This window comes from Paractinoplanes polyasparticus, assembly GCF_019710575.1.
Classification (GTDB): domain Bacteria; phylum Actinomycetota; class Actinomycetes; order Mycobacteriales; family Micromonosporaceae; genus Actinoplanes; species Actinoplanes polyasparticus.
In genome coordinates this window covers 110672-129645 of sequence record NZ_JAHWFK010000013.1, presented here as the reverse complement: position 1 = coordinate 129645, position 18974 = coordinate 110672, and the positions used below count along the sequence as shown (strand labels likewise).

At 71.1% G+C, this 18974-nt stretch carries 18 protein-coding genes; 3 read left to right on the top strand and 15 right to left on the bottom strand.

From position 1 onward, the window contains the following. Positions 1 to 46: 46 nt before the first annotated feature. Positions 47 to 961: a glycosyltransferase family 2 protein gene (locus KXC43_RS15500; protein WP_221376759.1), complete on the bottom strand. Its 915-nt coding sequence runs from the start codon at positions 959 to 961 to the stop codon at positions 47 to 49. Then, on the bottom strand, positions 958 to 1890 hold the full coding sequence (locus KXC43_RS15495) for a sulfotransferase (RefSeq protein WP_221376758.1): 933 nt from the start codon (positions 1888 to 1890) through the stop codon (positions 958 to 960). Before KXC43_RS15495 ends, KXC43_RS15500 begins: the two co-directional genes overlap by 4 nt. Positions 1891 to 1953: 63 nt before the next feature. Between KXC43_RS15495 and KXC43_RS15490 the strand changes: the two genes are divergently transcribed. Both KXC43_RS15490 and KXC43_RS15485 read left to right on the top strand, forming a co-directional pair. Then, complete coding sequence (locus tag KXC43_RS15490) at positions 1954 to 2766, top strand: WecB/TagA/CpsF family glycosyltransferase (protein ID WP_221376757.1); 813 nt, start codon at positions 1954 to 1956, stop codon at positions 2764 to 2766. A 73-nt stretch (positions 2767 to 2839) separates the two neighbouring features. After that, positions 2840 to 3205 (top strand): VOC family protein, encoded by a 366-nt coding sequence (locus KXC43_RS15485; protein ID WP_221376756.1) that lies wholly within the window; start codon positions 2840 to 2842, stop codon positions 3203 to 3205. Here KXC43_RS15485 and KXC43_RS15480 read toward each other — a convergent pair. The 8 genes from KXC43_RS15480 to cysC form a co-directional block, all read right to left on the bottom strand. Continuing rightward, positions 3195 to 4202 carry a glycosyl hydrolase gene (locus KXC43_RS15480; protein ID WP_308129093.1) on the bottom strand — a complete coding sequence of 336 codons (1008 nt, stop codon included), beginning with the start codon at positions 4200 to 4202 and terminating at the stop codon, positions 3195 to 3197. The genes KXC43_RS15485 and KXC43_RS15480 overlap by 11 nt on opposite strands. Beyond that, positions 4189 to 4923, bottom strand: a complete 735-nt coding sequence (locus KXC43_RS15475; RefSeq protein ID WP_221376755.1) for a class I SAM-dependent methyltransferase — start codon at positions 4921 to 4923, stop codon at positions 4189 to 4191. The genes KXC43_RS15480 and KXC43_RS15475 overlap by 14 nt, the downstream gene beginning before the upstream one ends. Further along, positions 4920 to 6461 carry a lipopolysaccharide biosynthesis protein gene (locus KXC43_RS15470; protein ID WP_308129092.1) on the bottom strand — a complete coding sequence of 514 codons (1542 nt, stop codon included), beginning with the start codon at positions 6459 to 6461 and terminating at the stop codon, positions 4920 to 4922. The genes KXC43_RS15475 and KXC43_RS15470 overlap by 4 nt, the downstream gene beginning before the upstream one ends. After that, positions 6461 to 7336, bottom strand: coding sequence for a sulfotransferase family protein (locus tag KXC43_RS15465; RefSeq protein ID WP_221376753.1), 876 nt, complete (start codon positions 7334 to 7336; stop codon positions 6461 to 6463). Before KXC43_RS15465 ends, KXC43_RS15470 begins: the two co-directional genes overlap by 1 nt. An 11-nt stretch (positions 7337 to 7347) precedes the next feature. Then, positions 7348 to 8577: a hypothetical protein gene (locus KXC43_RS15460; RefSeq protein WP_221376752.1), complete on the bottom strand. Its 1230-nt coding sequence runs from the start codon at positions 8575 to 8577 to the stop codon at positions 7348 to 7350. Continuing rightward, on the bottom strand, positions 8574 to 9938 hold the full coding sequence (locus KXC43_RS15455; protein ID WP_308129091.1) for a hypothetical protein: 1365 nt from the start codon (positions 9936 to 9938) through the stop codon (positions 8574 to 8576). The genes KXC43_RS15460 and KXC43_RS15455 overlap by 4 nt, the downstream gene beginning before the upstream one ends. A gap of 5 nt (positions 9939 to 9943) precedes the next feature. Then, a complete protein-coding gene (locus tag KXC43_RS15450; protein WP_221376750.1) occupies positions 9944 to 11770 on the bottom strand; it encodes a GNVR domain-containing protein in 1827 nt (608 codons plus the stop codon). 99 nt (positions 11771 to 11869) lie between these two features. Continuing rightward, on the bottom strand, positions 11870 to 13390 hold the full coding sequence (gene cysC / locus KXC43_RS15445) for an adenylyl-sulfate kinase (RefSeq protein WP_221376749.1): 1521 nt from the start codon (positions 13388 to 13390) through the stop codon (positions 11870 to 11872). Between the two features lie 131 nt (positions 13391 to 13521). Here cysC and KXC43_RS15440 point away from each other — a divergent pair, with 131 nt between their 5' ends. Continuing rightward, a complete protein-coding gene (locus tag KXC43_RS15440) occupies positions 13522 to 14859 on the top strand; it encodes a glycoside hydrolase family 26 protein (protein WP_221376748.1) in 1338 nt (445 codons plus the stop codon). A 2-nt stretch (positions 14860 to 14861) separates the two neighbouring features. Here the strand turns inward: KXC43_RS15440 and KXC43_RS15435 are convergent, their stop codons facing one another. The 5 genes from KXC43_RS15435 to KXC43_RS15415 form a co-directional block, all read right to left on the bottom strand. Next, positions 14862 to 15431 (bottom strand): DUF4352 domain-containing protein, encoded by a 570-nt coding sequence (locus KXC43_RS15435; RefSeq protein ID WP_221376747.1) that lies wholly within the window; start codon positions 15429 to 15431, stop codon positions 14862 to 14864. 66 nt (positions 15432 to 15497) lie between these two features. After that, complete coding sequence (locus KXC43_RS15430; RefSeq protein WP_221377094.1) at positions 15498 to 16208, bottom strand: ABC transporter permease; 711 nt, start codon at positions 16206 to 16208, stop codon at positions 15498 to 15500. Next, positions 16208 to 17119: an ABC transporter ATP-binding protein gene (locus KXC43_RS15425; protein ID WP_308129090.1), complete on the bottom strand. Its 912-nt coding sequence runs from the start codon at positions 17117 to 17119 to the stop codon at positions 16208 to 16210. Before KXC43_RS15425 ends, KXC43_RS15430 begins: the two co-directional genes overlap by 1 nt. Beyond that, positions 17116 to 17979 (bottom strand): ABC transporter permease, encoded by an 864-nt coding sequence (locus KXC43_RS15420; RefSeq protein ID WP_221376746.1) that lies wholly within the window; start codon positions 17977 to 17979, stop codon positions 17116 to 17118. The genes KXC43_RS15425 and KXC43_RS15420 overlap by 4 nt, the downstream gene beginning before the upstream one ends. Then, positions 17972 to 18886, bottom strand: a complete 915-nt coding sequence (locus tag KXC43_RS15415) for an ABC transporter ATP-binding protein (RefSeq protein ID WP_221376745.1) — start codon at positions 18884 to 18886, stop codon at positions 17972 to 17974. The genes KXC43_RS15420 and KXC43_RS15415 overlap by 8 nt, the downstream gene beginning before the upstream one ends. Between the last annotated feature and the right edge of the window lie 88 nt (positions 18887 to 18974).

The following is an 18974-nucleotide window of genomic DNA, read 5'->3' as shown; positions in this document are numbered from 1 at the left end:
CTACCTTGTGAGTAGGCGTGACCGAAAGAGCGGAGTGGCGTATCCGTTAGATCCCGCGTCCGCGCTTGTGGAGAGCTGAGAGAACGTTCTCAACCTTCACTGCTCCGGTCATCGCCGCAAGGGCGATCGCGGTGCGAGGTTCCTTCCAATTCGCCCGCACGGCCTCCTTGCTGAACTGCCACGCCTGACTGCGGTTGCCGGTGGCGGCCGACCAGCAGGCCAGCTGACCGTAGACGCGGGCCGCCCCGGGGCGGCAGCCGCTGATCTCGGGGTGCCGTTGCATCATCCAGCGCAGGGAGCTGATCTTGGTGGCGTACTCGTACGCGTAGTGCGAGGTGCGGCCCCAGAGGACGCGCACGAGCGGCTCGTCCAGGTGCACGATCGGGGCCCGGCGGGCGGCCCGCAGCAGCAGGTCCCAGTCCTCGTTCTGGCTGCCCGGGGCGTCCTCGGCGACCAGGCCGATCGCGTCGTTGTCGAGCGCCGCCCGGCGGATCAGGAACGACGACGAGTGCAGCATGGCCATCCGGGACCGGGCGAGGTCGTCGACGGTGACCCGGGACCGGCCGGCCAACCGTGGTGTGCACTTGCCGTCGTACTCGACCTCGATCGCACACGTCGCGAACTCGGCGTCGGGCTCGGCCATCAGCGCCGCGACCTGGCGGCGGAGCTTGTCCGGCTGCCACTGGTCGTCGTCGTCGCAGAACGCCACGAACTCGGTGTCGAGAGCCAGGATGCCGGTGTTGCGCGCGCCGGCCAGACCCGACGTGCGCCAGTTGGTGAGCACCAGCACCTGCACGTCCCCGGTCGAGGCGAGCAGGTAGTCGGGCTCGGTCTGGTCATAGACCACCAGCACCTTGACCTCGCCCGGGTAGCGCTGGTCGCGGACCGCGCCGATCGCCTTGCGGACCAGTTCGGGACGGTTGCGGGTGGGGATGACGACGCCGACGGACGGCCAGTTCATCGAGACTCCTCTACTGAGAGCGGGTATCCGTAGGCCCGCAGCATGGGAGCGCAGACCGTGCCGACCAGGCGCCGCTGATTGCGGGGCAGTGAGCGTTTCCAGGCGTCGTCGCGGCGCAGCGGCAGCCGGCCGACGGTGAACCGCATCGGGTTGCCGGCCGCGCTGTGCCCGACCTTCAGGTCGGCGTAACCGTCGCCCAGGAACGCCAGATCCTCGGGCTGAACCCGCAGCCCGGCGAAGTCGCCGACGGACAACAGCGCCGCCCGCGGGTGGGCCAGGAACTCCTCGTAGCGCAGCCGGTGCACAGCCACGCCGCGCTTCGCGAGTAGTCCGAAAGCGGCGTTGTGAGCGTTCCACAACAGTGCCGAGCGCCCGGGCGAGTAGCGGGTCATCTCGTCGGCGCCGTCGGTCTCGGGCCGGGTCACCGTCTTGGTCCAGGAGTACGCCACTCCGCGGGCATCGCGCACCACGTGCACCACGCGCAGATCGATGTCGGGCGCCCACCGCAGCACGTGGGCCAGCGCCGAGTGCTTGGACGAGTCGACCACCACCCGCGCGCCGGCGACCTCCGCCGCGGCGGCGTACACCCGTGCGTAGAAATGCGCGTATTCGTGCACCTCGTCGGGCGCCTCGACGGCGGTGGCCAGCCGGGGGATGTGCCGGGTGCGCTCGACGGCGTCGCGCAGCGCGTGCACCCGGTCGACGTCGACGTTGTGCCAGCCGCCGAACGCGTACTGCCCGACCCGGCGCCAGAACGTGCAGGCCGAGAAGCGGGCGCCGCAGCCGCAGCGCTCGTCGTCGCGGATGTCGCGCTGCCACAGGTGCACGATTTCGCCGAGTGCGCACACGCCGGGCAGCTCGCCTAGCAGGCGCTCGACGAGCGTTGTTCCGCTTCGTCCTAATCCACCCAGAAATAGCACTCGTGCCACTTTGGCCCACCTTCGCTCGTTTCGCTCGTATAACGAGCCAACAACAGTGAAGGAGGCGTCGAAGTGCCAGTCGATGCATTCGACCGGGTCCAGCTCGACGGAACCGGGATCGACCGGATCACCGAGGCCGAGGTGGTGGCTGTCGTCCGGGACGCGCTCGCGCACGGCCGGGGCGGGCGCATCCTCACGCCGAACGTCGACATCCTGCGCCGCGCCCAGCGCGACGACGAGTGCCGTCGCCACCTGGCCGACGCCGACCTGATCGTCGCCGACGGCATGCCGCTGGTCTGGGCGAGCAGGCTGAGCGGGTCACCGCTGCCCGAACGCGTGGCGGGCAGCAGCCTCATCCATTCGCTGTCGGCCGGTCTGGGCCTCGACGGCCGCTCGATCTACGTGCTCGGCGGCGTCCCCGCCACCGACGACTCCACTCCGGACGGTGCCACCCGAGCCGCCGACAAGCTCCTCGCCGCATATCCGGGCCTGCGCCTGGCCGGCACGGCCTGCCCGCCGTTCGGATTCGACCGGGACCCGCTGGCGTACGGCGACTTCTGCGCGAAGGTCGTCGACGCCCGCCCCGACCTGGTCTTCGTCGGGCTGGGCTATCCCAAGCAGGAGCGCATGATCACGCGGTTGCGGGCCGGCCTGCCCCAGGCCTGGTTCCTGGGCTGCGGCGCGGCGGTCAACTTCGTGGCCGGCGACATCGAGCGCGCCCCTCGCTGGATGCAGCGCACCGGCCTCGAATGGGCCCACCGCCTCGGCACCGAGCCCCGCCGCCTGGCCGGCCGTTACCTGCGCCACGACGCCCCGTACGCCCTGCGCCTGCTCGCCCAGGCCCCGGCCCAGCGGGCCCGCTCCCGCTCCTACTTGCCGGAATAGTGCCCGTGACAAGCGGCGATCTCCAGATCGTCGCGCCTGGAAAGCAAGACGTACGTACGGTTTAATAGGTGGCATGTTCGAGCGTCTGCATCACGTGCAAGTGCTGTGCCCGCCGGGCGGGGAAGAGCAGGCCCGTGCCTTCTACGGTGGCGTGCTGGGGATGGCGGAGCTGGCCAAGCCGGCCGTGCTGGCGGCTCGCGGCGGCTGCTGGTTCCGGGGCGGGGGCTGGGAGGTGCACGTCAGCCCGGTCGAAAGCTTCGTGCCGCAGACGAGAGCGCACCCGGGCGTGCTCGTAAACGGTCTCGACGAGTTGGCCGGGATGCTGGAGACCGCCGGCCGCCCGGTGCAGTGGGATCCCCACTTCCCGGGCCACCGGCGGTTCTACTCGCAGGACGACCATGGCAACCGGCTCGAGTTCCTCGAGCCGCTCACGGATTGAAGTACGGGTCCCTGACCATCGCCTCGAGCTCCTGGAAAGCCGGGGGGTCGCCGGTCAGCTGGAACTGCTTCTTCGGGCCGTTGCCCTCGGGGTTCGACTCGAAGTAGGTGATCGCCTTGATCTGCGGGTTCACCTTGAACGTCCGCCGCGCGTCCTTGAGCCACGCCGCCCGGCCGGCCGAGCCCCACGCCCGGGCCACGCCGAACTCGCCGATGACGATCGGCTTGGGGCGCTGCGCGGCCCACGTCAGGAACGGGCCCATCAGGGTGCCGATGGGTTCGAAGCGTTCGCCCGCGTAGACGTCGACGCACGTCCAGTCGACCTGGTCGTCGCCCGGATAGAACGCGGGCGCGTCGCCGCGGATGAAGCCCTCGGCGGTCGGGCACCACACCCACGAGACGTTCTTCGCCCGTTCCTGGCGGAAGATCTCGCGTACGTACTTCCAGGCCGCGATGTAGTCGGGACCCGACCACATCGTCGCGCGCAGGTTGGGCCGGTCCATCTCCCAGCGCATCCGCAGGAGCACCGGCTTCCTGATCTTCCGGATGGCCTTGGCCTGCTTGCGGATGAGGTCGTCGTGCTCGCCGTCCAGGATGGACCGGTTGTCGCCGGTCGCCCAGCTCACCATGAGCGTCGCCCCCCGGGCCAGGAACTCCTTGTCCGACGGGGTGCCGACCATCTGCTCGAAGCGGCGGTACGTGTTGACGATGGTCAGCGACCGGCCCAGGTCGGCCTGCAGGCTGTCGACCGCCGCCAGCCGTCCCACGTGGGTGAGCTCGTCCGGCTTGATCCACGCCCCGAACAGCGCGCCCCGCGTGGGCGCCTTGACCGGGCCGGACTGGAACGGGCCCTTGTTCACGGCCACCGCCCCCGGGGCCCGGGTCAGGTCGGGCGCGGGCGGCGGCGGGGCCGGCTTCTCGTCCTTGCCGAACGAGCAACCGGCCAGCAGCAGCACCGCCGCGATCAGCGCGGCCGCGAAACGCTTACGCGTGGACACGACGCGCGGTGTAGAGAACGTTGACGGCGTACGCGTCGCTGCCCGGCATCCGGCGCATGGCCGCGTCGGCCGCGCGGGCGACCGGGTTGCCGTGCAGCGACGGCGTGATCATCGAGAAGCCGCGGCGCTCGACGATCACGAAGCCGTGCCGGTCGAGCAGGGTGGCCACCTCTTCGTGGGAGAGTTCGGCGAACCAGCGCTCGCCCTTGTGACGGCGGGCCCGCAGATGGCGTACGGAACCGGCGTTGCCGTGGTTCTCGACGACCAGGATGCCCGAGTCGGCGGTGGGCAGCGCGCGGGCGGCGAAGGCCAGGGCCCGGTCGCGGACGGTCTCGTCCACGTTGAGCAGCAGGCGGAACATCGTCACGATGGCCGGGAAGCCGGCCGGCTCCGGGTGCGGCACGGGCCCCTCCGCCGCCACCTGGTGCCAGGTGGCCCGCGAGCCGACCTCGGCCGCCTTGGCCATCATCTCGGCCGACGTGTCGTAGCCGTGCGCCTCGCGCACCAGGCCGTGCAGCGTGCGGATGGCCCGGCCGGTGCCGCAGGCGAAGTCGTGCTGCACCGGCGCGAGCGGACCGAACTCGCGCCGCACCAACGTGCGCAGGTAGTCCTGCTGCCGTTCGTTGATCTGCGACGCGTAGCTGTCCGGCGCGTACGTGATGTTCTCGTACTTCTCGACGGCATCGCTGTCCTGGAACACCTTGGTGTAGTCGGTGGTCAACTCGTCCTCCTCTTCGGTTTGAACGCGCCCAGTGCGAGCGGAACGCGCAACAGCCAGGCGCCGGCCAGAAACACGGGCACGGCGGCGAGCACGGCGAAAGTCCGGCCGGTCACGGTGGTGAGAGCCCACGGGAGTACGCCGAAACAGGCGACCGACAGCAGCGCGGCCGCCCGCGTGCCCGGTCCGAACGGGTGCAGCCCGGCCGACCGCCCCACCTGGATCAGCGGCAGCACGTTGTTGACGACCATCGCGCAGGCCAGCCCGATCGCCGCGCCCAGAGCCCCGTGGGCCGGGATGAGCAGCAGGTCGAGAACGACGGTGACGGCCAGCGCGACCAGCACGTTCACGAGGTTCCAGGAGGTGCGCCCGGCCATCGCCAGCACCATGTCGACCATGCCGCAGCCGGTCGCGACCAGCATCGCGGCGGCCAGCACGGTCACCACGGGGGCGCCCTCGGCGGCGTACCGGTCGCCGAACAGCCGCAGCCAGAGCGGCGCGAAGAAGATCACCAGCAGGGTGATCGGCCAGGTCACGAGCACGAGCCACCCGGTCGCGGTCTGGTAGAGGTGGTTCGCGGTCCGCCGGTCGCCGACGGCGAGCGCCTCGGCCAGCCGGGGCTGGACCGACTGCGAGATGCCCTGGTTGGCGAACTGGATCAGGATGACGAACCGGCCCGCGACGGCGTAGACGGCAGCCGGGGCGAGGCCGCCGAGCGCGGCCACGAGCAGCACGTCGATGCGCTGCAGAGCCAGCTGGGCCACGCTGGCTACGGCGCGCGGGCCGGTGAACCGCCAGAACTCGCGCCGCAACTCGCGGCGTTCGGCCCGGTGGGTGGTCACCCCGGGCGGTTTGCCCGTGCGATAGACCTTCCGCAGGGCGTACGCCGAAAGCACCGTCACCGGCAGGTAGGGCGCCGCCCAGGCCAGCGCGAACGCGGGCAGCGTGCCGACCGTCCACAGTGTGGCCACGCCGGCCGCACCCACCAGAAGCAACTGCAGCACGCTGCGCAAAATCCGGTCGAGCATCACCGTCGGGCGCATCGCCCGGTAGCCGCGGGTCGCCGTGAGGAGCGCGTCGGTCATCGCCTGCAACGGCAGGAACGCGGCCAGCACGCGCAGTCCCGCCGTGTGCGCGTCGACCACGTGGGCCGCCTCGCGCGCCGTCACCTCGGCGATCGCCGGGGCAGCCAGCCACATCGCGACCGCCAGCACCGCCGACAGCACGACGACCGGGCCCAGCCCGGCGCGGAGGCAGGCGCCGAGCAGGTGGTCCCGGCCGGTGGCGCGCAGCCGGGCCGGCCAGTAGACGAGCCCGGTCTGGGTGCCCAGCTTGGCCAGCCCGCCGACGAGCACGAAGACGGCGGTGGCGGCGAAGAACGCGCCCGCCTGTTCGGCGCCGAGCGATCGGGCCACCACCCAGGTGACCGCCACTCCCGCGCCGCCGGCCAGCACCGAGCCGGCCATGTTGGCCAGCCCGCCCCGGGCGGCGCCACGGGTGCCGGCAACGGGTTTGTCCAGTGCCTGTTCCGAAACAGGCACTAAGACCGCCATACCGGCATGCGCCCCAGCCAGCGCGAGAGTGCCTCGTCGTGAGGCAGGTAGTAGTCGGTCAGCTCGCGCCGCAGGTCGGGATTCATGTCGCTCTGCCGGGGCCGGGCGTTGTGCCGCTCGAACGCCGGCCGCTCCAGATAGCTGGGCAGGCCGAGGAATTCGCACACCTCGTCGTAGACCGGCTCGGGGTCGCTGAAGAACCGCTCGCTCTCCACCACGTGGATGCGCTCGCGACCGACGTGCTGAGCCATCACCCCCAGGTAGCGGGCGTACTCGCCGCGCGCCCGGTAGGCGTGGTGCTGGTGGCTGAAGCTGTAGAACTCCGGGTCCTCGGCCAGCTTCTCCTCCTGCTTGTGCAGGCGGGCCGGCTCGAGCGCCAGCGCCGAGGAGAAGTCGCGCTCGGTCTCGAAGCCGCGGGCGACCTCGTGGTGGTGTTGCGAGTAGGCCCGCTCGACCGGGTCGCGCACCAGCACGAGCAGCTTGGCCTGCGGCAGGTCGCGGGCGATCCGGGCCGCGGCCTGCGGGTGGTACATGTAGTAGGGGCTCGACTCGAACGTCTGCGGCGTCACCCCGTACCGTTCGCCGACCTTCTCGGCGCTGCGCAGGAGCGGGAAGTGGCCCTTGTACCAGGCCATTCCGCGGTGGTAATTGGTGTCGAAGTAGTGCACGCCCTTGTGCAGCACGGCCTTGAGCACCACCGGGTGCCCGGCCAGGGCGCGGTAGAGCGAGGTGGTGCCGCAGCGCTGACCACCGCAGATCAGGAAGGCCGGCGTCATCCGGCCCGGCGCGGTCAGCCGGCCGTAGGAGCGGGAACCCAGGTGCACGACGCGTTTCATCGGCGCCGGCAGGTTGCGTACGTCCATGGTTGGTCTCCTCAGAGCTCCTCGACCCGCCGGATCAGCACCGGCAGCAGCCAGGTGCCGAGCACGCCCAGGCGGGCGCCGGCTTCGGCCTGGCGATCGGTCAGGTATCGGGTGGCCAGGTCGACCAGGTAGAGCAGGGCGGTCACCTCGCGGCCGTCCACCGGCACCCCGAACGGCGCCAGCAGTTCGGCCGCACCGCGCACCGTCGCCTCGACTGCTTCCTTGGCGTCGGCCGTCTCCTGGATGCGCTTCTGCAACTCGTGATGCACGGCGTCGAAGCCCAGCGGCACCCCGCTGGCGAACCGCTCCCAGTCCCAGACCAGCAGCGTGTCGGCGATGTTGGCCATGTTCCAGGGGGCCCAGTCGCCGTGCCACGAGCCGTACCGGAAGACGATGTCGCCGGCCCGCCGCACGAGCAGCTCGGCCGCGGCCGCGAGCCCGGCGCCCTCGGCCCGGTCGTTGACCGCCGCCAGACGTCCGCGCAGCTCGTGCCAGTACGTGCTGCCGGCGAGGGAGCCCGTGCGGTAGCCGCAGCAGCCGGCGATGTCGAGCATCGCGGCCACCAGCCGGCGCCGGCTCAGCGGGGCCCGCGGCAGCCAGACCGGCAGCGCCGACTGCACCAGCACCTCGAGCTCGCGCCACTGACCGGAATGCAGCACCCGGGGCACGGTCAGTTTGGTCAGCCCGCTGCCGGCCAGCGAGGCCAGCGCCGCCGTCTCGGCCCGCACGAGCTGCCGGGTGAGCGGCCCGGTGCCGAGCTTGCCGAAGCCGAACGTGTCGCCGTCCGGCCCGATCAGCTGCAGCACCGGCTTGCGGTTGGCCCGCGCGGGTCCGATGTGGACGCTGATCGACAGCTCCCGGCCGAGCGCCTCGCTCAGGTGCCCGTCGATGCTCTCCGAGAACGGCCCGGTGACCCGTACCCGGTCGCGCAGCAGCACATTCGAGGCGCCGGTGCGAACCGCGGCCACCACCGCCTCGCGCTTGAGCCGGGCCGCCCGCGACTGCGGCTCGGCGTACCGGCGGACGGCGGCGGCGGCCACCCGGCGCGAGCCCGACGGCACGAGCAGCCGGGGGCGGCGTGCGTCCGGCACCACCAGATACTCGGCGATGGGCGTGCCGGGTGAGCCGTCGGTGCGGCACGGTGGCGGGTAGAGGAGGTCGAGCACCTCGGTCAGGTACCGCGTGCGCAGCTCGGCGTCCTTCGCGGTCAGTTCGGCGGGCGCGGTCCGCACCGGACTCATGTCGTTTCCCCCTCGGATGAGTTGCGCCAGAGCAGCGCAAACGCCAGAACCATGAAGGCCAGCGGGGTGACCAGCGAGTTGTACCAGAGCATGGCCGAGAACGACGTGACGATCGCGCCCGACGCGGCTACCCCGACGGCACTCCGGTCGCGGCGGAACCGCCACAGGCCGTACGCGAAAAAGCCCAGATATCCGGCCGTGCCCACCGCGCCGTGGGCGAAGAGCAACTGCCACAGCTGGCCGTTGCCGCCGACGGTGAAGTTGCCGCAGCGCTCGCAGCCCGCGCTCTCGCCCACCGTGATGGAGTTCCGGCCGCCCAGCGTGTTGCGCGTGCCGCCGTAGCCGATCACCGGGGATCCCTGGAAGCCGTCCAGGGCGCGCTCGATGAGGAACGAGCGCACGCCGTTGGACTTGCCGTTGTCGAGACGCGCGCCGACGACCGTGCCGAGCGGCGTGGCCACCAGCGACACGGCCAGCAGCGCCCCGGCCACCACGACGGCGCCCAGGATCCACAGCTTGCCGGCGAGCACGTAGCGGACCGCGACGTAGACGACGAGCACGCCGATGCCGATCCACAGACCGCGGTTGAGCGAGAACACCGCGGGCGCGACCGAGACGACGAGGCAGACGACGGCCCAGAATTTCGCCTTGCCGCCGCCGTACTGCCAGGCGGCCACGACGAGCCAGCCGGCCAGCAGGCAGAAGTTGTTGCCCCACGTGTTCGTGTAACCCCACGGCGCGGCCGGCCTTGGTTGGCTGTCGCCGACGATGTCCATGATCTGAGCCGCGTACGGATGGACCAGGGACTGGACGAAGCCCTTGTTGCGCACACTGCCGGGCAGCAGCCACTCGACCGGCGAGGTGAACTCGAAGTTCCCGGCCACCATGCCCAGCAGCCCGCCCAGGACGGTCACCACGAACAGCCAGCCGAGCAGCTTGACCAGGCGGCGCTTGGGCAGCTCGGCTTCGGTCAGGTTGCCGGCGTAGACCAATAGGACGGTCAGCGACACGTACATCAGTGCCTTGTAACCGGCCGGCAGGAGGCGGCCCGTGGCGTGCCCGGCCACCGTGCCGGCCGGGTCGGCGCCGAGCGCGCCGATGCTGACCACCACGGCCACCAGGAAGACGACCCACCACGCGAACCCGGGCGGCAGGCGCAGCAGGCGACCGGCGGCGCGCCGGCGGATCAGCAGGAACAGCATCGGCCCGGCCATCAGCGCGAAGATCAGCACGCCGAGGCCGAGCGCCCACCAGATCGGGTAGAACGCCAGGATGCTCGCCACCGGCCAGGCCGGCAGGGCCGGATTCTTGCGCACGCCGTGTGCCGGGCCCCCGACAGCAACCGTCGGGGCCTGGGACACCGGGGTCACCTCTTGTCGCCGTCCTGCGTCTGGGTGACCTCGGAGCTGTCCAGGCCGGACATGTCGATCACCGCGGTGATCTCCTCGGCGCTGTCGGCGACCCGCTGGCGCACCTGCCCGAGCTCGGTGGCCTGCTCGCCGCGGGCACGCTGGGCCTGCTGGCCGGATTGGGCGGCCTTCTCGCTGCTCGACACGGTGTTGGTCGGGAAGCGCTGGGGCTGCATCAGGTCACGGTCGAGCACCGCGGTCTCGTCCGGGCGGGGCCCCGGCGACGGGGTCTTCGACGGCGGGCTCAGGGTGACGGCCGGGCCGACCGGCTCGGCGGCCCGCAGGTTCGACAGGCGGGGCAGCACGACGGCGCCCAGCAGCGGGGTGCCGACGCGGCGAAGCTGCTCGGCCGCGTCGAGCAGGGCGGGACGGCGGGCGCGGCGCAGCTCGACGGCGAGGATCGCGGCGTCGGCCAGGCTGGCCAGGCTCTGCGCGTCGGCGCTGCTGGCCGTGGACGGCGCCTCGATCACCACGTACCCGCCCTGCCGGCGCAACGCCTCGAGTGTGTCCTTCAACCGCTGCGACTGCATCAGGCCGGCCGCGGTGGCCGCGCCGCCCGTGGTGATGACCCGCAGCGAGGGAATGCGTGGGGTGCGCTGGAGCGCGCGCGCCAGGCCGACCCGGCCCGCCAGCAGGTCGGAGAGGCCCGGCACGGCCGACACGCCGAACATGCGGGCGAGCGGCGCGGCGTCGATCACGCTGTCCGGCAGGTGCGCGCCGATCAGCACGACGTCACTGCCGGTACGGGCCAGGGCAGCGGCCAGGTTGGCGGCGACCAGCGTGCTGGCCGAACCGCGGCTGGCCCCGGTGACCACGATGATCCGGTCGCCCTGGGGCATGGTGGCCAGCACCTCGTTGCGCAGCCGGTTGAAGACCCGGCCGCCGGCGCCGTAGGGCTGCAGCACATCGTCGAAGTGCGGGGTGGTGCGCTCGTCGAGGGCGGCCAGCACGTGCATGCGGCCGCGGTCGCGCACGTCGGCGGCTGAGCGCAGCCGGCGGTCGTACCGCTCGCGCAGGAATCCCAGGCCGAGCCCGAGCAGCAGGCCGAGCATGCCCCCGGTGGCCAGGTTGATCATCGGGTTGGGACTGACCGGCTCGTCGGGCAGCCGCGCGTCGTCGATGATGCTGCCCGCGCCGATCGTGGTGGTGGTCAGCTCGTTGAGCTTGCCGGTCATGCCGTTGAGCTGGTTCTGCGAGTTCTGCCGCAGGCTCATCAGGTTGCTCTCGTCGGAGCTGCCCCGGGTGGCGCGGGCGAGCCGGGCGTTGATCCCGCCGAGCGTGGTGGTGAGCTGCCGGATCTTGGCGGAGAGTGTCTTGATCTGCTGGTTCAGGCCGTTCTGAGCGGTCTCCTCGCGGTTGCGCAGGTACGCCTCGGCGAACGCGTGCGAGCCGGCCTGGGCCTCCTCGGGCTTCCCGGCCTTGAACGTGACCATGAGGACCGTGGTGTTGGCCGGCACCTCGACCGACACGTCCCGGGCCAGCTCGACCGGGGAGCGGGGGCTGCGCAGCAGGGCGGCCGCCTTGGCTGCGACCGTGCCCGAGCCGACCAGCTGGGCTTCGGTGTCCAGGTTGACCATGCCCTTGGTGCGGCCGCCCTGGGCGTTGGTGTCCTGGTCGACGGCCTGCACGAGCACGGCGGTGGAGGACTGGTAGACCTTCGGCATGGCCGAGGTCAGGCCGGCGCCCGCCCCCAGCCCGGCGCCCGTCGCGAGGAGCGCGATCCACCAGTGGCGGCGGAACACGCCGAGATAGTGCGAGACATCGGCCGGGCGAGACGCTTCCATCGGTTGGCGGCCCTTTCGGGGGTGGAGTGAGAAGGGTGCATGCAATCGGGCGTTTCGCCCCCGAGGGGGTAAACGGCTCACTCCCGCCGACGTGATGGCTTACTGGATTTTCGGCTCCACCCACCCGTGCTCGATGAGATAGGAAACAACGATCTCGATGGCCTCGGGGACCGTGATGGTCGTCGTGTCGATGGCCAGTTCGGCGTCCGCGGGCTCCTCGTACGGGTCGTCGATGCCGGTCATGCCGCGCAGCTGACCGGCCCGGGCCCGGGCGTAGAGGCCCTTGCGGTCACGCTGCTCACACACCTCGAGCGGGGTGTTGACGTGCACCAGCACGAAGCCCGCACCGGCCTCGACGGCCATGGCCCGGACAGCGGCCCGCGCGTTCTCGTAGGGCGCGATGGGGCAGGCGACGGCCATGCCCCGGTGCCGGCCCACCTCGGCCGCCACCCAGCCGATCCGCCGGACGTTGGCGTCCCGGTCGGCCTTGCTGAAGCCCAGCCCGGCCGAGAGCTCGCGGCGCACCACGTCGCCGTCGAGCAGGGTGATCGTGCGTTCGCCGGACTCGCGCAGGGAGTCGGCCAGCCCGCGGGCGATCGTCGACTTGCCCGAGCCGGAATAGCCGGTGAAGAAGACGACCAGGCCGCGGTGGCGCCGGGGCGGCCGGGCGCGGACCAGCTCCTTGGCCACGGCCGGGGGAGTGTGCCACTCGGGCAGCGGGAAGCCCCGGTCGAGCAGGTCGTCGACCTCGGCCGGGGTCATGGCCAGGCGGCGGTTGCGCGGCGGGATGTCGTCGCGCCCGCGCCACTGGCCGTCACGGTTGTCGTACGCGAGATCGCGCGGCACCAGCACCCGGACGTTCCCGCCCGAGAGCATGTCGCCTGTGGACAGCACGTGGGTCACGCCGTAGGAGCCGGCGACCCGGGCCCGCAGCAGGGCGTCGCGCATCTCGTCGCCGCGGGTCAGCAACGGGACGGCGACGATCGTGGCCGGGGGCATCCGGTCGCGGGCCGCGAAGATCGCCCGGACCAGCGCCTCGGGCGGCAGGCCGTCGGGGCCGGGACCGCTGACCGGAATCATGATCAGCAGATGGGCGCCCAGGGTGCGGGCCGCGTGCGCGATCTGAGCCAGCTGCGGGCGGTGCAGTGGCCGGTCGGCGATCACCCCGAGCACCCGGCCCGGTGGCAGCAGGGCCCGAACCTCTTCGGGCGTACGCCGCAAGCGCTGGAACGGGCCGTGCCCGCCGTCGCCCATCGGGCGCACCGTGCCGCCCACGCCGTAGCGGCGCTCGGCCGTCGGCCAGGCGTCGGTCACCTCGAGCGCGGCCACCGGCGCGCCCTCGGGGTCGGTCAGGACGATCGTGCGGTGCAGCGGGTCCTCCAGGACCAGCCGTGTCGCGATGTCGTCGGGAATCTCCAAAGTGACCGCAACCGGCCACGGAGTGTTGTCGGCGAGCCGTCCACGCCGGCGCAGCGCATGGAGATCGGCGCGACCCAGAAAACCGGTCAGCGGCGCGTACGCGCCGGAGAGCAGGAGTTCCAGATCCGCGAGCTCGTGCGGGTGCGGGGTGTACGACGGGGCGTCGCGCAACACATCCTCGGGCAGCACCGAACCATTCACTTCCGTATCCCCCTGCGGCCGATTAGGGGACAGTTTCTCAGTCCCGCTGATCGCGGTCGAGACGGGTGCCCCTCCATCATTTCCCGTCAGGTATTAGACAAAACGGACCTTTGTCACAATACTGGCTGATCGTGAGTCCACGTCCCCGCCGTTTCCGGCTTCTCCAGATAGCCGCCGTTCCCACGGCCTTCGTACTTTCCGTCGCCACCACGCTCGCTTGGGCCTGGACCGGCGGCGTGGATCAGATCGGACTTCCGGTCGGGACGTTCGGTGACCCGACGGTGTCCGTCCCTGTGCTGTCGCCGTCGGCGCAGCAGCCCGGAGTCCCGGACATCCTGGCCCCGGCGCGACGGTCGTCCTCCTCGGCGCCCGGCTCGCCGGCGGCCCCGGCCGCGCCGGTGGTGGTGGCGCCCAGCGCTGCCGTCCCCGGTTCACCGGCCGCTCCGACCAGCCCGTCGCTGGCCCGCCGGGCCGCGACCGTCACCCAGCCCGACCTTCAGCAGCGGCGCGGGGGCCGCTGCTACACCGGCCACAAACTGGTGCCCACCTGCGGTGTCCTGTGGGGAGTCGCGCCCGGCGCGCACACCGAGAGCCGCGGCGCCTCGGCCCTGGCCCGCTTCGAGCGCAAGACCGGCCGGCACCAGGCGATCTACCACGCCTATCACGGCGGGACGCGCCAGCTCTTCCCGACCGAGCAGGAGATCAGGATCGCCCATCAGCCGGGCCAGCGGCGCATCCTGTTCCTCAACTGGAAGCCGGAGTCGGCCTCCTGGGCCAGGATCGCCCAGGGTGACCGGCGGACCGACGCCTTCATCGACCGGCTCGCCGCGCACATCAAGAAGAACTTCCCCGAGCAGTTCTTCTTCGCCGTGCACCACGAGGGTGAGAACGACGTCCGCGAGAAGGCCGGCTCCGGCTACACCGCACGCGACTACGCCGCGATGTACCGGCACGTCATCAAGCGGCTGCGGGCCAGGGGGGCCGACAACGTCGTGAGCGTGCTGGTGCACATGACCTACGTGCCGCACGCCCAGAAGAGCTGGTTCAGCCAGATGTACCCGGGCGACGACGTGGTCGACTGGATCGGCCTCGACACGTACGCCTACAGCGATCCCGGCTACGGCCACGGCCAGTTCTCCGAGGTCTTCAACCGCCGGCTCGAGGGCAAGCGGGCCTGGCCCGGGTTCTACAACTGGGCGTCGCACCGGCATCCCGGCAAGCCGCTCATGCTCGCCGAGTGGGGCGTCTGGTCGTCCAAGCGGAACCCGAGGTACAAGGCCGAGTTCTATCGCCGGATGGGCAGCGAGATCCGGGAGTTCCCGCGGATCAAGGCGATGGTGCAGTTCGAGACGCCGAGCAACCAGAAGGGGCAGGACTCGTCGGTCGACAGCACGCCGGCGGCGCTCGATGCCTACCGCAAGCTCGGCCGGCTGCCTATCTTCCAGGTCGAGGTCACGCCGCGCCGGTAGGGCTACTTCAGGGCGATCCGGGCACCGGGCGACGAGGACGACTCGTGCAGCACCAGCGACGCGAGGGTGGTGCCCGACGGCACGTCGAAGACCAGCGTCCCCTTGACCTGGCTGCCCGGATTGATCTGATCGAGAAAGTTCTGCGCGTTGGTGTTGACGAAGACCTCGGCCTGCATGTCGGTGTCGAACTCGGCGCCCGCCCCGTCGTACGCCTTCTGGGACGTGCTGTCGAAGTACTCGGGCGTCGTCCCGCCGTTCTTCACCAGCACGTCGACCAGGCAGTAGGAACCCTGCGGCTCGAGGTCGACGAACTCGTCGCCGACCTTGGGCACGCCGCAGCGGACGGCCGAGACGGTGAAGGCGAACGTGCCGTCCCGGACCGCCTTGTTGAGCTCACCGCCGGTGGTGGCCACGGTCTGCTGCGCGTCGCCACCGTCCCGCAGCACGAACCAGTAGACGCCCGCCGCGGCCAGCAGGACGACAAGAACGCCGGCCACCCACGGCCATCGGCTGGGCCGCGGGTGGGCCGGCGTTTCCACGTCTGCGAGCGGTGCTTGCGCGGGCTGCGTCATGAGGGAATCCAAGCCATCCCCGTCACTGTCCGCAGCAGGCCGATCGGCCAGAAGTGACTAAGATTTCTAGCTGGTTTCGCCGGCCACGCTGAACGAGCCCAGCCGGTTGATCGCGTAGATCGTCCCGCCCAGGGCGAAGATCACGCTCATCACGATGGCGACGGGCACCGAGACCTTGCCGTCGAGCATGCCGGTCGGCGCGATCTTGTCGGCGATCGTGATGACGTACTGCTCGATCGAGAGCACCCGGGTGCCGCTGACGAACCGGCCGAGCAACCCCTCCCACACCAGGATGTACGCGAGCCCGAGCAGCACCGGGCGGCGGGAGACCAGGCTCAGCAGCAGGAAGAGGGCCGAGTAGGCGATGGCGCCGGCCACCGCGCCGACCGCGAGGGCCAGGCCGAAGCGCACGGAGTTGGCCAGGGCCCCCACGACGAACAGCGGCACCGCTGCCGTGACCGCGCTGACCCCGGCCGCCACCAGCAGCTTGGCCAGGATGATGTCGCGGCGGGCCAGCGGCTTGGTCAGGATGTGCACGATCGTGCCGTCGTCGACTTCGGAGCCGAGCACGCCGGTGCCGACGATCAGCGAGATGACCGGCAGCACGACGGCCAGGCCGAGCCCCACGACGACCGGCTGACCCCACTGGTCGGGACTGACGTCGTACGCCTTGCAGATCAGCGCCAGGCCGACCAGCAGCAACGGCAGGGGCAGCAGCAGAAGCACCCGGCGGCGGCCGAACAGGCCGCGGGCGGTGATGTAGGCGACCGTGGACATCATGCCTCCAGCAGGTAGGAGAAGACGCTCTCCAGGGATTCGTCGGACGGCAGCACCTTGCGCAGCCGGATGCCCTCGCCGAGGGCGATGCGCGGCAGCGCGCGGGTGAAGCTGCCGTAGTCGGCCGCGCGCACGGTCAGGCCGGTCTCCTCGACCTCGATGCCGCTCACCGACTTCTCGCCGATCAGCGCGACCGCGAGCCGCCGGTCGTCGGAGCTCTGCACGGCGAACACGTGCGGCCGGTTGGTCATCAGCCGCCGGATGCGCCGGTAGTCGCCCGAGGCGGCCAGCCGGCCGGCCACGATCACCTGGACCAGGCCCGAGAGCTGCTCGACCTCCTCGAGGATGTGCGAGCTGAACAGGATGGTGTGTCCCTCGTCGCCGAGCCGGTGCAGCAGTTCCATCATGTGCACGCGCTGGCGCGGGTCCATGCCGTTGAAGGGCTCGTCGAGCAGCAGCACCTGCGGCTCGTGGACCAGCGAGGCCGCGACCCGGGTGCGCTGGCGCATGCCCTTCGAGAAGGTGCCGATCCGCCTGTCCTGCGCGCTGGTCATCTCGACCAGCTCGAGGGCCCGCCGGGTGGCCGCGGCCGGGTCGGGCAGCTTCTGCATCTTGGCGCAGGCCAGCACGAATTCGTACGCGGTGAGGAAGCTGTGCACCGCCTCGCGCTCGGCGACCAGGCCCAGGGTGCGGTAGATCCCGGGGTTGCGCCAGGTCGGCGCGTTGTCGATGGTGACCGAGCCCTTGGACGGGGCGAGGAAGCCGGCCATCATGTGCAGCACCGTGGTCTTGCCGGCGCCGTTCGGGCCGAGCAGGCCGGTCACGCCCGGTTCCAGGGTCATGCTGATGTCGTTGACCGCGACGACGTTGCCGTACCAGCGGGAGACGTTCTCGAGTTGGACGACGCTCACAGCGAGGCCACCTTCCGGTAGCGGGCCAGCAACAACAGCATGGCCGCGAAGACCAGGCAGAACAGCTCGATGCCGTAGATCACGCCGAACTCGCCGATGTCGAGGTCCAGGTCGTTCCGGCCGCGCAGCCAGGACTGCACCCCGACGAGCAGCGACATCGGACTGGCCAGGCCGGCCAGGTGCTGGGCGGTGGTGGACGGCAGGATGCTCAGCACGCCGACCACCGGCGCGGTCATCAGGAAGAAGGCGACGATGCCGCCGGCCGCGAAGGCCCGCTTGCCGGTGACCGAGGCGATCAGCAGGCTGATCGAGGCGAACAGCACGGCCCAGAGCAGGCTGTAACCCCAGCCGGGCACCAGGTCGAGGAACTCGTTCCACACGCCCTTGGCGCCGTCGTCGGTGGTGAACGCCCCGCCCAGGAACATGATCAGCTGCGGCACGCCGAGCAGTAGGAACACCGCGGTGGCGAGCGCGACGAACTTGGCCCCGATGTAGTCGAAGGCGCGCAGCGGGCGGCTGAAGTAGAGCGGCAGAACGCCCGAGCGGATGTCCCGGGAGACCAGTTCCGGCGCGACGATGGCGACGAAGAAGATCACCAGCCAGCTCATCGTGTCGTCGAACGAGAAGTAGTCGAACAGCACGATGTTGGCCTGGGCCTTGACCGCGGCGTTGATCACCGCGACCAGCAGGACGATGCCCGCCACCAGCCACGGGAAGATCTTGGCCTTGGCCGAGCGGCCCAGCCCGAACGAGGCGCGCAGCCCGTGCTGGTAGATCGAGCCGAACACCGCGGTGCGGCCCAGGCGCGGGCCCTCGTAGCGCTGGTACCCGATGTCATGGATGACGCCGGCGTCAGACATCGGCCGTCTCCTTCGCGGTGAAGAGCTCGGCCACCCGGTGGCGTCGCTGGTCGAGGCGGTGCAACGGCAGGTCGAGCTCCGCCACGGCACGCAGGATGGCGTCGTAGTCCGATTGCGCCGTGAGCGGCACCAGCAGCAGGCGGCCCTCGCGGGTCACCGTGAGCTGCAGCTGGGTCAACGCCTCGGCCAGCTCGTCCGTGCCCTCGCTGACCTCGACCGCCAGCACGTCGGAGACGCCCGTCATGGCCGAGATCCGGTCGGCCCGCAGCAGGCGGCCGGCCTCGATCGCGATCAGCGAGTCACAGATGCGCTCCACCTCGCCGAGCAGGTGGGAGCAGACGACCACGGAGATGCCGAACTCGTTGCCGATGCGGTGCACCAGGCTGAGCATGGCGTCGCGGCCGGCCGGGTCGAGGCCGTTGGTGGGCTCGTCGAGCAGCAGCAGGTCGGGGTCGTGCACCAGGGCCTGAGCGAGCTTCACGCGCTGCTTCATGCCCGTCGAGTAGCCGCCGATCTGGCGGTACCTCTCCTCGTAGAGGCCGACGTGGCGCAGCGCCTCGGAGGCTCGTTCACGCGCGGCCGTCTTCGGCAGCCCGCTGAGCCGGCCGAGGTGGGTCACGAACTCGGCGGCCGACACGTCCGGCGGCAGGCAGTCGTTCTCAGGCATGTAGCCGACCCGCGCCCGCACCTGGTCGGTCTCGGTCACCGGGTCGAGCCCGAACACTCGCACGTCCCCGCTGGTGGGCGCGGTCAGGCCCAGCATGATCTTGATAAACGTGCTCTTGCCGGCCCCGTTGGCGCCGACCAGCCCGATCACGCCCGCTTCGACGTCGACGGTGAGCTCGCTCAAGGCGGTCACCCCGCCGCCGTACGTCTTCGTGAGCGACTGTGTCGCGATGATGGTCACGGCACTCAGCCTAGGAAGTCGACGCACCCGATCGGATCCGGCGAAACCCTGAGACACCCTCAGGCTCTCTCAGCTTGCTCTCAGCTTT